The sequence below is a fragment of the Parahoeflea alexandrii genome (genome assembly GCF_027214025.1).
Taxonomy (GTDB): Bacteria; Pseudomonadota; Alphaproteobacteria; order Rhizobiales; family Rhizobiaceae; genus Hoeflea; species Hoeflea alexandrii_A.
The window spans coordinates 604,976-618,255 of record NZ_JAPWHB010000003.1 but is presented as its reverse complement, the minus strand read 5'-3'; the positions used below and the strand labels follow the sequence as shown (position 1 = coordinate 618,255).

The window sequence follows — 13,280 nt, the reverse complement described above, 5'->3', positions numbered from 1 at the left end:
GCATCGCATGCTTCGCAGACTCTATGACTGGACCATGTCGCTGGCGGCCACCCGTCATGCGGAGAAAGCGCTTTTCGGCGTGTCCTTTGCGGAAAGCTCGTTCTTTCCCATTCCCCCCGATGTGCTGCTGATCCCGATGACGCTGGCCAAGCCGCGCAGCTGGGTCCGGCTTGCGCTGATCTGCACCATTGCCTCGGTCATTGGCGCATTCCTCGGCTACGCGATCGGCATGTTTCTCTACGAGAGCATCGGCGTCTGGATTCTCGAGACCTACGGTGCGGCGGACAAGTTCGAAAGGATTTCGGAGTGGTACAACACCTGGGGCGGCTGGGGCGTGCTGTTCGCCGCAATCACCCCGTTCCCCTACAAGGTGCTGACCATCTTTTCCGGCGTCACCGGGCTCAACCTGGTTGTCTTTGCCGCCGTCAGCGTCGTCGGCCGCGCCTTCCGGTTCTTCCTGGTGACCTGGCTGCTGTCGAAATTCGGTGAACCGATCCGGCTCTTCATCGAAAAGTATCTCGGCCTTCTTTTCACCCTGTTTATGGTCCTCCTGCTGGGTGGATTTTACGCAATCAAGTATGTGTTCTGACCATGACCGCTTCTGACCTGACCGCGCCTTCCGCCAACCGCACCCGGACCATGACCGCGCTATTCCTGGCGGTCGCGATGGCAGCGGTCGTAGGCTCGGCACTCGGCTTCGAGCATATCGGCGGCTATATCCCCTGCGCGTTGTGCCTTGAACAGCGGATTCCCTATTACATCGGCGCTCCCTTGATGCTGGTCGCGGCCATCGTTTCGCGCGCCGGCGGCCCCGCCTGGGCCGTCCGCGGTCTTCTGGCCGTCGGCGGATTGCTGATGCTCTATGGCCTCGTGCTCGGCGTCTATCATTCCGGCGTCGAATGGCACTGGTGGGAAGGCCCCGCCTCCTGCGCGACATCCGCCGATGCCGTGACCAAGGATGCCGGGTCATTGCTCGGGGATCTCAGCTCGAAGAAGCCACCATCCTGCGATGCGGCCGCCCTGCGCGTGCTGGGTCTTTCCTTCGCCGGCTGGAACGTGCTCGCCAGCGCCGCACTTGCGGCCATCGCTTTCCGCGGCGCCGCGAAGGGCTGAATTCAGCTTACGGCTGCAACTCGACATCCCAGTAGAGATAGTCCATCCAGCTTTCATGCAGGAAGTTCGGCGGGAACATCCGGCCATTGTTGTGCAGATCCTGCACGCTCGGACGATAGGGTTTCTGCTGCGGGATCATCCCCGCCTGCCTGGGCATCAGCCCGCCCTTCTTCAGGTTGCAGGGCGAACAGGCCGCCACCACGTTTTCCCACGTGGTCTGGCCGCCGCAGCGGCGTGGAATGACGTGGTCGAAGGTCAGCTCGTGGGGGGATCCGCAATACTGGCATTCGAAACGGTCGCGCAAGAAAACGTTGAACCGCGTGAACGCCGGGGACCTGGATGGCTTGATGTAGGTCTTGAGGCAGACGACGCTGGGCAGCCGCATCGAGAATGTCGGCGACGACACCGCGTGATCATATTCGGCAACGATCTGGACGCGGTCGAGAAACACCGCCTTGACAGCATCCTGCCAGGACCACAGCGACAACGGGTAATAACTCAGCGGCCTGTAATCAGCGTTCAGTACGAGCGCCGGTAAGGACTGCGGGGATACAAAAATCGTCAAGCGACTCTCCCGAGCGATTCTCCATCTGCAAGGACCATATTAGGCCGGACATGTCAGGATTGTGAAGCTCCAGATTCTCGAAACCTTTTTCTCCCTCCGGGCGGCCGGTTTCAAGCGTCGACGGGGGTCGCGTCCCGGCGCATCACCGTGGCATAATAGGCCCAGAACAGCCTTGCGGCCACACCGCGCCACGGGCTCCAACCCTCTGACAGGATTGCCAGATCTCGCTGACTGGGCCGCGTCTCCATACTCAGGGCATGGCCGGTGGCGCTCTGCAATGCCACGTCGCCGGCGGGAAACACATCCGGATGCCCGGCGCAGAACAAGAGATAAACCTCCGCGGTCCATGGCCCGACGCCCTTGATCGCCGTCATCGACCGCACCGCGGCGCGTGCTTCGAGATTGCACAGATGTTCGAGATCGAGATCGCCGGCAAGCACGGCTTCCCCGACCCGGCACAGGGTTTCCGCCTTGGTCCGCGACAATCCTGCCTCTCGCAGCGCCTCCGGGCTGAGCCCGAGGATCGTCTCCGGGCTGATCCCGCCTGTTGCTTGCTCCAGCTTGCGCCACAGTGCGCTGGCGCTCGCCTTCGAGACCATCTGCGACAGGATGATCTCGGCCAATGCCGCATAGCCGGGCGGCTTTCGCCTGAGCGGCACCGGCCCGGCCAGTTCGATCACCCGGGTTAGCCGGCCGTCGATTTGCCCCAGCGCCAGCAGGCCCTCGGCGATATCGTCGGTGCTGTCGATACGGCGCATGCCGGATTTCCTGCGCTTGGTGTAAAACCGGGGATCAGCCCCGGCCATGAAGCCGATGACGGCGCCCGCGAAAAATGACATGAAACACCATGCCAAACGACAACGCCACCGCCGAACCGCATTTCAGCGCCCCGATCGTCCGCTTCGCCCCCAGCCCGAACGGCCTGCTTCACATCGGGCATGCGAAGTCGGCCATGCTCAACTGGCGCTTCGCGAAAGCCCATGGCGGCACGTTTCTGCTGCGGATCGAGGATATCGACACGACCCGCGCCCGACCCGAGTTCGAAGCTGCCATCATGGGGGATCTGGAATGGCTTGGGATCAGTTGGCCGAAGCCGGTCCGCCGGCAGTCGGAGCACTTTGCCGACTATGAGGCAGCCCTGTCCGAACTGCGCAAGCTCGGCCTGCTCTATCCCGCCTTCCTCAGCCGCGCGGAAATCGCAGCACGGATGGCGGACATCGAGAAATCCGGAAAGGCCTGGCCGCGCGATCCCGACGGCGCGCCGCACTATCCCGGCAATGACCGCTTGCTCTCCTCGTCCGAGCGCGACCGGAAGATCGCGAGCGGCGCCCCCCACGCCTGGCGGCTCGACATGCAGGCGGCACTCGAAGGTCTCGGCGCAGAACTCACTTGGAGTGAGCTCGGGTCCGGCCCGGCTGGCGAAACCGGTCAAATCAAGGCCGATCCCGGCGCATGGGGCGATGTCATCCTCGCACGCCGCGATGTCCCGGCAAGCTATCACCTCTCGGTGACTGTCGATGACGCACTCCAGACCGTCACCGACGTGATTCGCGGCGAGGATCTGTTCGCGGCCACCTCGGTTCATCGCCTGCTGCAGCAATTGCTCGGTTTGCCCGCGCCGCTCTATCATCATCACGGGCTGGTGCGCGATTCCCGGGGCCGCAAGCTGTCCAAGAGCGACGGAGCGACGTCCATCGCGTCCCTGCGGCAGCAGGGCGCCACGCAGGGCGAAATCCTGACGCTCGCGGGACTGCCTCCGTCCGGCTAGCCAGATCCGCTCAGGCCTCTGTCGGCTTCTCTTTCCTCATCTCAACGGCGGCGCGCGCCTTGAGGATGGCGGCGTTGATCTCCGCGCCGAGAATGAAGATCGCGGCGATGATGTAGAGAAACACCAGCGCCACCATGATCGATGCAAGCCCGGCATAGGTCGACACATAGGTGGCGAATTCCTGGAGGTAGCTGGCGAACGCCAGCGCGCCGGCCACCCAGGCCACAAGCGTCACCCCGATACCCGGCATCACGTCGATGAGCCTGCGTTTGCCCGCCGGCAGCCACATGTGGGACATCACCAGCCCGAAGACCAGCACCGACACGGCAATGAGAATGCGCCAGTTATCGACCGCCGAGATAAGCGTCTCCATCCATGGCGCGAACTGCCGCGCCAGTTTCAGCGCCAGCGGCGCCAGCACCAGCAGGAAGCTGATCGCCATGATCACCATCACCGCGATTACCACGAAGCCGAGGCTCTGCGCACGGGTCACGTACCAGGCCCGGGTCTCCGTCATCCGGTAGGCCCGATTGAGCGAGACCCTGAGCGCCTCCACGCCGTTGGCCGAAAAGAAGGCCGCCGCCAGCACCGACAGGGTCAGCAACCCGCCGCGTTCGATCGTAAGCACGTTGATGACCTCGCGCGAGATCGGTGCCGCGATCGATTCGGGCCAGGTGTCGAAGATCAGGTGAGAAGCCGTTTCCGCATAGGCGTGGGCGCCCAGAAAACTGGCCAGCGCCGTTCCGAAGATCATGAACGGAAACAGCGCCATCAGGATCGACAAGGCAACATGGCTGGCCATTGCCCAGCCGTCATCATTGTTGAAGTGGGTGACCGCATCGAGGATGACTGCGCGGATGCGTCGCAATGTTTGCTCCTTGCCTGACCGATGTTCAAACCAAACCGGCATTGTCAGCGTTCAATGATTATGGGATTTGAAACGCTTCCGGAACAGGGCAGATAACGCAATGAGCGGCAATAACCAACAAAAGAGCATTCTGGTGACGGGCTGCTCAAGCGGGATTGGTGCTTACTGTGCCCGCGCGCTCAAGGCCGAGGGCTGGCATGTCATAGCCTCCGCCCGCACCGAAGAAGGCATTGCAGCGCTCCGCAACGACGGCATCGAAGCCTTTCGGCTCGACTACGCCGACCCCGGCAGCATCGCCGCATTCTTCGACGCGGCTATGACGGCCACCGGCGGACGCTGCGACGCGCTGTTCAACAATGGCGGCTACGGCCAGGTCGGTGCGGTCGAGGATCTCCCGGTCGATGCGCTCAGGGCCCAGTTCGAAGCCAACTTCTTCGGCTGGCATGATCTGACACGGCGGGTGATCCCGGTGATGCGGGCGCAGGGCCATGGCCGCATCGTCCAGTGCTCCTCGATCCTGGGCCTCGTTCCGATGCGCTTCCGCGGCGCCTACAACGCCTCCAAGCATGCGCTTGAAGGCCTGTCCGTGACGCTGGCCATGGAGCTTGAAGGCACCGACATTCACATAAGCCTGATCGAGCCCGGCGCGATCAAGAGCAGGTTCAGGGCCAATGCGCTGACACATTTCTACAGCAACATAGACATTGAAAACTCCCTGCACCGGCAGGATTACCAGGCACAATTGCACCGTCTCGAAAAACAGGAACTGTCAAACAGCGGCAAACTCGGGCCTGACGCCGTCCACGAGGTGCTGCGCCACGCTCTCACATCGCCGCGCCCGCGCTATCATTACGCCGTGACGCGCGAGGCAAGACTGGGCGTCATTGCACGCAGGCTGCTGCCGGCAAGACTGTTCTACCCCTGGCTCGCCACAAAGGACTGAACATCCCGCTCCGATGGACTTGCCAGCAGAAAACCCTATGTTCCACCCCGAACTCATCACAAGGAAGTCACCCGATGTCGTCCGTAACCTATGTCCTGTCCATCATCGTCATGCTGGCCGTGGCCGCCGTTCTGGTGCGCGGCCTCGTCAACATGGCGCGCGGCGGTTCCGGCAACCTGTCCAACAAGCTGATGCAGATGCGCGTGCTGCTGCAATTTGTCGCTGTGGTGCTGATCGTCGCCACGCTGTGGCTCACCGGCGGCGGCCGCTGATACCGCCGGCTTCCGCATCGGTCCACCCGCACTTCAACCCGGAAGGCTTGCGCAATGGTCAAACTCAACAAGATCTACACCAGAACCGGCGATGACGGCACCACGGGCCTGGTGGCGGGAGAGCGGCGGCCGAAATACGATCTGCGGATCGAAGCTTACGGAACGGTTGATGAAACCAACGCCGTCATCGGAATGGCGCGGCTTCACACCAGCGACCATCCCGACCTCGACGCCATGCTGATGCGGATCCAGAACGACTGTTTCGATCTCGGCGCCGATCTGGCCACGCCCGACACCGGCGAGAAGCTCGACTACGAACCCTTGCGGATCGTCGATGCGCAGGTGGAACGCATCGAGGCCGATATCGATCGCCTCAACGCCGATCTCGAGCCGCTGCGCTCCTTTGTCCTGCCGGGCGGAACTCCGGCTTCGGCGCATCTGCACCTTGCCCGCACCGTGTCGCGCCGCGCCGAACGGCTGATCGTGGAGCTTGCCACCCGGGAGAATGAAACTGTAAACCCCGCCGCCATCCGCTTTGCCAACCGGTTGTCGGATTTCTTTTTCGTCGCCGCGCGCTGGGTCAACGATCACGGGCGGACGGATGTGCTTTGGGTTCCCGGCAAAAACCGATAGTCTCCGCCATCATGGCCTGAGAGCCGGACCGGCCAAACGGGAACCCCGCGATGTTCATACCCCTGCATGATTCCAACGACCTCAAACACATCAAGCTGCAATGGGTGACATGGTCACTGATCATCATAAATGCACTGGTCTGGGTTATCACCGAACTCGCAGGCGCGGACAGCGACTTCACCACGGCCGCCGTTCTCGGCCTGGGCTTCATTCCCTCCGTGGTCAATGACATCGCCGAATTGCAGCCTTCACTGGTGCTGGTGCCGGAAGACGCGACCTATGTGACCTACAGCTTCCTGCACGGAAACCTGCTTCACCTGGGCTCCAACATGATCTTCCTCTGGGTTTTCGGCGACAATGTCGAAGACGCCATGGGGCATATCAAGTTCCTGATCTTCTATTTCGCCTGCGCCGCCGCCGGCGCCTTCGCCCATGGGCTGCTGCTGCCTGATTCCGAAAGCCCGCTCATTGGCGCGTCCGGCGCCGTGGCCGGCATCGTCGCCGCCTATCTCATGCTGCATCCGAAGGTCAGGGTCTGGGTGCTGGTGCTCGGCCGGATTCCGCTGCCACTGCCCGCTTTCATACCCCTGCTGTTCTGGGTGGTTTTCCAGTTCGTCATGGTCGTGACCGATCTGGGCGGCGAGGTATCGTGGGCCGCCCATGTCGGCGGCATCCTCTGCGGCGCCGTGCTGGTACTGTTCTTCAGGCGGTCCGGCGTGCCGTTGTTCGATCGCACCATCGACAGTCCGCGGGCGGTTGTGCACAAAAACCCGCAAATCATTCCCGAGAAAACCGCGTCGCAGACACCGCCGCCGAAGTGGGGAAGGTAGCTGCAGGGGTACCGGAATTGACGCGGACGTAAACGTCATTTATTTCGCGTTGCAAAATCTCCTGTGCGGTTGCGATTGAATTTGGAGAAAAATCGCGTATCCATGTCGCCAATCGGCTATCCGGGTGGCGGCCACACAGGCAAAATCGGGATAAATGACCTGATACCGGGACTCTCCGGCAAGGTCAGGACGCGGCCGAAAAGTGAGGCCTAGCAAAGTGAGGAAGGCAAACCGATGAAAATTCTCGTGCCGGTCAAGCGGGTTGTTGACTACAACGTCAAGATCCGGGTCAAGCCAGATGGCAGCGGCGTCGATCTCGCCAATGTGAAGATGTCGATGAATCCGTTTGACGAAATCGCCATCGAAGAAGCCCTGCGGCTCAAGGAAGCCGGCAAGGCCACCGAAGTGATTGCCGTCTCCATCGGACCGGCCAAGGCCGAGGAAACCTTGCGCACCGCGCTGGCCATGGGCGCCGACCGGGCAATCCTGGTTGAGGCCGACACGCTGGTCGAGCCGCTTGCCGTCGCCAAGATCCTCAAGGGTGTTGTCGGCGAGGAAAGCCCGGACCTGGTGATCCTCGGCAAGCAGGCCATCGACGACGACGCCAACCAGACCGGCCAGATGCTCTCGGCCCTGCTCGGCTGGAGCCAGGCCACGTTCGCCTCCAAGGTCGAAATCGGCGATGGCTCGGCCAACGTCACCCGCGAGGTCGATGGCGGCCTGCAGACCATTTCGGTCAAGCTGCCGGCGATCGTCACCACCGATTTGCGCCTCAACGAGCCGCGCTATGCTTCTCTGCCCAACATCATGAAGGCCAAGAAGAAGCCGCTCGACAAGAAGACCGCCGCTGATTACGGCGTCGACATCGCCCCGCGCCTCGAGGTGATCAAGACCGAGGAACCGGGCGGCCGCAAGGCCGGCGTCAAGGTCGGCTCTGTTGCCGAACTCGTCGACAAGCTCAAGAACGAAGCAGGCGTGCTGTAAGCGCGGGAAAGGAAGACACTATCATGGCCATTCTCATTGTAGCCGAACACGACCACGCTTCGCTGTCCGACCAGACCGCAAAGGCCGTCAGCGCCGCATCCCAGATCGGCGGCGACGTCCACGTGCTGGTTGCCGGCAAGAACGCCAAGGCCGCCGCCGACGCGGCAGCCAAGCTCGACGGCGTCTCCAAGGTGCTTCACGCCGAAGGCGACGAATTTGCCAACCGGCTTGCCGAGCCGCTTGCAGCGCTGGTGGTCTCGCTCGCCGGCAGCTACGACACGCTGATGGCGCCTGCCACCACGTCGGGCAAGAACGTCATGCCGCGGGTTGCGGCGCTTCTCGATGTCATGCAGATCTCCGATATCATCGAAGTCATCGCAGCCGACACCTTCAAGCGTCCGATCTATGCCGGCAACGCCCTGCAGACGGTGAAGTCGTCCGACGCCAAGCGCGTCATCACCGTGCGCACCGCCTCCTTCTCGGCGACCGGCGAAGGCGGTTCGGCCTCGGTCGAGAGCGTTTCCTCGGCAGGCGATCCGGGTCTCTCGTCCTTCGTCAAGGACGCGATTGCCGCAAGCGACCGCCCGGAACTGACTTCCGCCAAGATCATCATCTCGGGTGGCCGCGCGCTCGGCTCGTCGGAGAAGTTCCAGGAAGTCATCCTGCCGGTTGCCGACAAGCTCGGCGCCGCGGTTGGCGCGTCCCGCGCGGCTGTCGACGCCGGCTACGCCCCGAACGACTGGCAGGTCGGACAGACCGGCAAGGTTGTCGCTCCCGATCTCTACATCGCCTGCGGCATTTCCGGCGCCATCCAGCACCTCGCCGGCATGAAGGACTCGAAGGTCATCGTCGCCATCAACAAGGACGAGGAGGCGCCGATCTTCCAGGTCGCCGACTACGGGCTGGTCGCCGACCTGTTCGAAGCCCTGCCGGAGCTCGAAAAAGCGCTTTGAACCGTCACAATTTGACGGCATGATCAATGGCCGGGCTGGACGTCTCCAACCCGGCCATTTACGTTGGAGATCCGGGCAGGCTCACATCAATGCACCCGGCAGCATCCTAAATCAGTCAGGCGGGACACATGGGCAACCAGATCAAGAGTGTGGGCATTATCGGCGCGGGTCAGATGGGCGGCGGCATTGCCCATGTCTGCGCCATGGCGGGCTACGACGTTTATGTTCATGACGTCTCCGCCGACACGCTTCAGGAGATGCTGGCCACCATCAGCGGCAACCTGGCCCGCCAGGTCGCATCCGGCAAGACCACGGAAGCCGAACGCGAAGCCGCACTGGGACGGATCCAGTTCGCACCCGACATGAGCGGCCTTGCGGCGATGGACCTCGTCATCGAGGCCGCCACCGAGGACGAGACCGTCAAGCGCAAGATCTACCAGCAGCTTTGCCCGCTGCTCAATCCGGAAGCCATTCTCGCCACCAACACCTCGTCCCTGTCGATCACCCGCCTGGCCTCGGCAACCGACCGCCCGGAGCGCTTCATCGGCATCCATTTCATGAACCCGGTTCCGGTGATGAAACTGGTCGAACTGGTGCGCGGCATCGCCACCGAGGAAACCACCTTCCGGACCGCACGCGCCTTCATCGATTCGCTCGACAAGACGATCACCGTTGCCGAGGACTTCCCGGCTTTCATCGTCAACCGGATCCTGCTGCCGATGATCAACGAGGCGATCTATACGCTCTATGAGGGCGTCGGCTCGGTGGAAGCCATCGATACGGCCATGAAGCTCGGGGCCAACCATCCGATGGGACCGCTGCAACTGGCCGATTTCATCGGGCTGGATACCTGCCTGTCGATCATGCAGGTCCTGCATGACGGACTGTCGGATTCGAAGTACCGGCCTTGCCCGCTGCTGGTTAAATATGTCGAGGCCGGCTGGCTCGGCCGCAAGTCGGGCCGCGGGTTTTATGACTATCGCGGCGATACGCCCGTCCCGACACGCTAGATCTTCCTATGAATGCCAGAACCCTCCGCCGCGGCATGAACCTGTGGCCGCCCCTGCTGTTTTCCGGCATCCGGATCCGCCATATCGGCGACGATTTCCGCTCGGTCGATGTCGAACTGCGCGAGCGGTTCTACAACAGGAACTATGTCGGCTGTCATTTCGGCGGCTCGCTGTTTGCCATGACGGACCCGTTCTGGATGATGATGGTGATGCGCAATCTCGATCGCAGCTACACCGTCTGGGACAAGTCCGCCGAGATAGACTTCCTGAAACCAGGCCGGGGAACCGTCTCCGCCAGCTTCAGGCTGACGGAAGCCGATCTCGACGACATTCGAGCCAACACCCGGTCCGAAGGCGATGTCTATCTCCGGCCGTTCCCGGTCGAGATCGTCAACAGCAACGGCGAACCCGTTGCCCGCGTGGTCAAGACCCTGCACATCCGGCGCAAGCCCGACACCCGCACGCGGATCGGCGGCTGATATCCTTCATCCATCATGATGCCTGTGCCGCGTCTTCGGTCGCCATCGCCAAAATGTCGAATCATTTATATAAAACATATTGAATATAGCATTTTTAATTGCTATATATCTGCCATGGAGGCCGCTGGAAGCCCAGCGGCGCGGGCGATGCCCGAGATTGCAAACGAAGGAAATCGAAATGGCGCTTGATCGCATTATTCTGGCATTCGCCGGCTTCATGGTTCTCTTGTCGGTGGCTCTGGGCGTCTATGTGTCGCCCTACTGGTTCTTCCTGACCGTCTTTGTCGGTCTCAACCTGATCCAGTCCGCCTTCACCGGATTCTGCCCGGCGGCCATCATCTTCAAGAAATTGGGCGTCAAGCCGGGCTGCGCCTTCAACTAAGACTTCGACCTCTCAGGACGAGCAGCAAGGGCGCCGACGGACATCTCCGTCTGCGCCCGTTTTTTATCACAGCCCCTTGAGAGCTCCGGCCAGGGCCTTGGCATCCGCACTGGCCCATTCAGCCGGGCCGTTCATGGCGCCCAGCATGCAGCCGTCCTTGCCGATCATCAGCGTCACCGGAAGCCCGAAGGCCAATCCTTCCTTCTTCAGCGTGTTGAACACGCCCATGCTGGCGTCGCGGTAAAGACCCAGGTTGGAGACGCCGATCTCGTCGAGAAACGCCTTCGGCTTGGCCACGTCGCCGGTGTCGATGTTGATCGCCAGCACCTTGAAATCATCGCCGCCCAGTTCCGCCTGCAGCTCGGCCAGCGCCGGCATTTCCGCCCGGCAGGGTGCGCACCATGTCGCCCACAGGTTGACCAGCAGGGCCTGGCCAGCAAAATCGGCCAGAGTCAGCGCCTCGCCTTCCGCGGACACAAAGCCCAGCTCCGGAAGCCCGATTGCTTCCTCCCGGACGGCCATCGCCGCCACCTCGCCCTTGGCCAGCGGTTTCAGCGTAGCCAGCGTCTCCGGGTCTGCCTTGCAGGCAGCGCCACCGGCAGCCGCGAGACTTTCCGTGGCTGGCGCATTGCCAGAGGGCGATGCTTTCCAGTATATCCCGGCAGCCCCGACAACGGCGCCCAGGGCAATCGCGATTGCAACCAGGGCTCCGGTGGAAAGGCTTTTGCGCGATTGGCTCATGACAAACTCCAAGGCAGGCTCATGTCGACAGATAAGGACAAACAGGCGTCAAACCAGATGTGGGGCGGCCGATTTGCCTCCGGACCAGACGCCATCATGGAGGAAATCAACGCCAGTATCGATTTCGACCGCAAGCTCTATGCCCAGGACATCCGCGGTTCCCTCGCACATGCGGCCATGCTTGCCAAGACTGGCATAATTTCGGCCGACGACTGCGACAAGATTACTCACGGACTGAACACGATCCTGTCAGAGATCGAGGAAGGCCGGTTTGTCTTCTCGCGCCAGCTCGAAGACATCCACATGAACATCGAGTCCCGGCTTGCAGAACTGATCGGCCCGGCCGCGGGACGCCTGCACACCGCCCGTTCGCGCAACGACCAGGTAGCGCTCGACTTCCGCCTCTGGGTCAAGGAAGAGCTTGGCCGCACCGAAGCGGCACTGACAAGGCTGATCACCGCCTTTCTCGACAAGGCCGAACAGCATGCCGACACGGTCATGCCGGGCTTCACTCACCTGCAGTCGGCGCAGCCTGTCACCTTCGGCCATCACTGCATGGCTTACGTCGAGATGTTCGGCCGCGACCGCCAGCGCGTCCGCCACGCCATCGAGCACATGGACGAGAGCCCGATCGGCGCGGCCGCCCTTGCCGGCACCGGCTTTCCCATCGACCGCGAGATGACCGCAAAGGCGCTGGGCTTCCGCGAACCCACCCGCAACTCGATCGACACCGTCTCCGACCGCGATTTCGCCCTCGAATTCCTGTCGCTCGCCTCGATTTGTGCCGTTCACCTGTCGCGCCTGGCCGAGGAAATCGTCATCTGGTCAACGCCGCAATTCGGTTTTGTCCGGCTTTCGGATGCCTTTTCCACCGGCTCCTCGATCATGCCGCAGAAGAAGAACCCGGATGCCGCCGAACTGGTGCGCGCCAAGACCGGCCGCATCAACGGCTCGTTGATTGCGCTCTTGACCATCATGAAGGGGCTTCCGCTGGCCTATTCCAAGGACATGCAGGAAGACAAGGAACAGGTCTTCGACGCTGCGGAAAGCCTGGAACTGTCGATTGCCGCCATGACCGGCATGGTCAGGGACATGGAAATCCGTGCCGACCAGATGCGCAAGGCCGCCGGATCCGGATACTCGACGGCGACCGATCTTGCCGACTGGCTGGTGCGCGAGGCGGGCCTGCCGTTCCGCGACGCCCATCACGCCACCGGCCGCGCTGTGGCCATGGCGGAGGGAAAACGCTGCGAACTGGCCGAACTGTCGCTTGCCGATCTGCAGACCATCAACCCCGCGATCACCGAAGGGATCTTCGATGTGCTGACGGTTGAGGCCTCGGTCGCCAGCCGGCAGAGCTATGGCGGCACGGCGCCGTCCCAGGTCCGCAAGCAGATTGCCTGGTGGCGCGCACGCAACTAGCGCGGCGAGCGCGGGTCGCGAGGACAAACCGGGTGCACATCGCGCCAAAAACCTGTATGCCAAAACCGAATGTTCAAGCCCTGCGCAACGAATTTTGCCAGGCAAGGATGAGGAACAGCGAATGACGACCGGCGTCTGGATCAAAACGATATGCGCGGTGGCCCTGCTGGGCGCGGTCCTGACCGGATGCGGCCGCAGGGGCGATCTTGAGCGGCCCAACGTCACACCCGTCCCGGAAGCCGCTGCGGGCGAGGCCTCGGCCCCCGCGGTCAGGGAACGGCCCTTTATCCTCGACGGTCTTCTCGATTAGGCGCAAA

The 13,280-nt window shown here is 62.4% G+C and carries 18 protein-coding genes; 14 read left to right on the top strand and 4 right to left on the bottom strand.

The window, feature by feature from the left end:
• Positions 1-7: 7 nt before the first annotated feature.
• Together O4H62_RS13470 and O4H62_RS13465 are read left to right on the top strand one after the other, a co-directional pair.
• Positions 8-589: a YqaA family protein gene (locus O4H62_RS13470; protein ID WP_269388497.1), complete on the top strand. Its 582-nt coding sequence runs from the start codon at positions 8-10 to the stop codon at positions 587-589.
• A 2-nt stretch (positions 590-591) separates the two neighbouring features.
• Complete coding sequence (locus O4H62_RS13465) at positions 592-1,113, top strand: disulfide bond formation protein B (protein ID WP_269388495.1); 522 nt, start codon at positions 592-594, stop codon at positions 1,111-1,113.
• Between the two features lie 7 nt (positions 1,114-1,120).
• Here the strand turns inward: O4H62_RS13465 and O4H62_RS13460 are convergent, their stop codons facing one another.
• Together O4H62_RS13460 and O4H62_RS13455 are read right to left on the bottom strand one after the other, a co-directional pair.
• Positions 1,121-1,678: an HNH endonuclease gene (locus O4H62_RS13460; protein ID WP_269388493.1), complete on the bottom strand. Its 558-nt coding sequence runs from the start codon at positions 1,676-1,678 to the stop codon at positions 1,121-1,123.
• Positions 1,679-1,788: 110 nt separating this feature from the next.
• Positions 1,789-2,436 (bottom strand): DNA-3-methyladenine glycosylase family protein, encoded by a 648-nt coding sequence (locus O4H62_RS13455; RefSeq protein WP_269388617.1) that lies wholly within the window; start codon positions 2,434-2,436, stop codon positions 1,789-1,791.
• Positions 2,437-2,525: 89 nt separating this feature from the next.
• Between O4H62_RS13455 and gluQRS the strand changes: the two genes are divergently transcribed.
• A complete protein-coding gene (gene gluQRS, locus O4H62_RS13450; RefSeq protein WP_269388491.1) occupies positions 2,526-3,446 on the top strand; it encodes a tRNA glutamyl-Q(34) synthetase GluQRS in 921 nt (306 codons plus the stop codon).
• Between the two features lie 10 nt (positions 3,447-3,456).
• On the opposite strand, the gene O4H62_RS13445 is transcribed toward gluQRS, so the two are convergent.
• Positions 3,457-4,356, bottom strand: a complete 900-nt coding sequence (locus O4H62_RS13445) for a YihY/virulence factor BrkB family protein (RefSeq protein ID WP_269388490.1) — start codon at positions 4,354-4,356, stop codon at positions 3,457-3,459.
• A gap of 58 nt (positions 4,357-4,414) precedes the next feature.
• On the opposite strand from O4H62_RS13445, the gene O4H62_RS13440 reads away from it, so the two are divergent.
• The 9 genes from O4H62_RS13440 (at position 4,415) to O4H62_RS13400 (ending at position 10,800) form a co-directional block, all read left to right on the top strand.
• Positions 4,415-5,257: an SDR family oxidoreductase gene (locus O4H62_RS13440; protein WP_269388488.1), complete on the top strand. Its 843-nt coding sequence runs from the start codon at positions 4,415-4,417 to the stop codon at positions 5,255-5,257.
• Between the two features lie 74 nt (positions 5,258-5,331).
• Positions 5,332-5,529 carry a twin transmembrane helix small protein gene (locus O4H62_RS13435; protein ID WP_152011365.1) on the top strand — a complete coding sequence of 66 codons (198 nt, stop codon included), beginning with the start codon at positions 5,332-5,334 and terminating at the stop codon, positions 5,527-5,529.
• A gap of 54 nt (positions 5,530-5,583) precedes the next feature.
• On the top strand, positions 5,584-6,162 hold the full coding sequence (locus O4H62_RS13430; RefSeq protein WP_269388485.1) for a cob(I)yrinic acid a,c-diamide adenosyltransferase: 579 nt from the start codon (positions 5,584-5,586) through the stop codon (positions 6,160-6,162).
• A gap of 50 nt (positions 6,163-6,212) precedes the next feature.
• The gene (locus O4H62_RS13425; RefSeq protein ID WP_269388484.1) at positions 6,213-6,992 is read left to right on the top strand and encodes a rhomboid family intramembrane serine protease; all 780 of its coding nucleotides are present in this window, start codon (positions 6,213-6,215) and stop codon (positions 6,990-6,992) included.
• Positions 6,993-7,226: 234 nt separating this feature from the next.
• Positions 7,227-7,976, top strand: a complete 750-nt coding sequence (locus tag O4H62_RS13420) for an electron transfer flavoprotein subunit beta/FixA family protein (protein WP_269388483.1) — start codon at positions 7,227-7,229, stop codon at positions 7,974-7,976.
• Between the two features lie 23 nt (positions 7,977-7,999).
• A complete protein-coding gene (locus tag O4H62_RS13415) occupies positions 8,000-8,929 on the top strand; it encodes an electron transfer flavoprotein subunit alpha/FixB family protein (RefSeq protein WP_269388482.1) in 930 nt (309 codons plus the stop codon).
• Between the two features lie 128 nt (positions 8,930-9,057).
• Positions 9,058-9,939 carry a 3-hydroxybutyryl-CoA dehydrogenase gene (locus O4H62_RS13410; protein ID WP_269388480.1) on the top strand — a complete coding sequence of 294 codons (882 nt, stop codon included), beginning with the start codon at positions 9,058-9,060 and terminating at the stop codon, positions 9,937-9,939.
• Between the two features lie 8 nt (positions 9,940-9,947).
• Positions 9,948-10,418, top strand: a complete 471-nt coding sequence (locus tag O4H62_RS13405) for a DUF4442 domain-containing protein (RefSeq protein ID WP_269388478.1) — start codon at positions 9,948-9,950, stop codon at positions 10,416-10,418.
• A 178-nt stretch (positions 10,419-10,596) separates the two neighbouring features.
• Positions 10,597-10,800: a YgaP family membrane protein gene (locus O4H62_RS13400; RefSeq protein ID WP_269388477.1), complete on the top strand. Its 204-nt coding sequence runs from the start codon at positions 10,597-10,599 to the stop codon at positions 10,798-10,800.
• 66 nt (positions 10,801-10,866) lie between these two features.
• On the opposite strand, the gene tlpA is transcribed toward O4H62_RS13400, so the two are convergent.
• Positions 10,867-11,541 (bottom strand): thiol:disulfide interchange protein TlpA, encoded by a 675-nt coding sequence (gene tlpA, locus O4H62_RS13395; protein WP_269388475.1) that lies wholly within the window; start codon positions 11,539-11,541, stop codon positions 10,867-10,869.
• A gap of 21 nt (positions 11,542-11,562) precedes the next feature.
• Here tlpA and argH point away from each other — a divergent pair, with 21 nt between their 5' ends.
• Together argH and lptM are read left to right on the top strand one after the other, a co-directional pair.
• Positions 11,563-12,963 carry an argininosuccinate lyase gene (argH, locus tag O4H62_RS13390; RefSeq protein ID WP_269388473.1) on the top strand — a complete coding sequence of 467 codons (1,401 nt, stop codon included), beginning with the start codon at positions 11,563-11,565 and terminating at the stop codon, positions 12,961-12,963.
• Between the two features lie 121 nt (positions 12,964-13,084).
• On the top strand, positions 13,085-13,273 hold the full coding sequence (gene lptM, locus O4H62_RS13385) for an LPS translocon maturation chaperone LptM (protein ID WP_269388472.1): 189 nt from the start codon (positions 13,085-13,087) through the stop codon (positions 13,271-13,273).
• Positions 13,274-13,280: the final 7 nt, after the last annotated feature.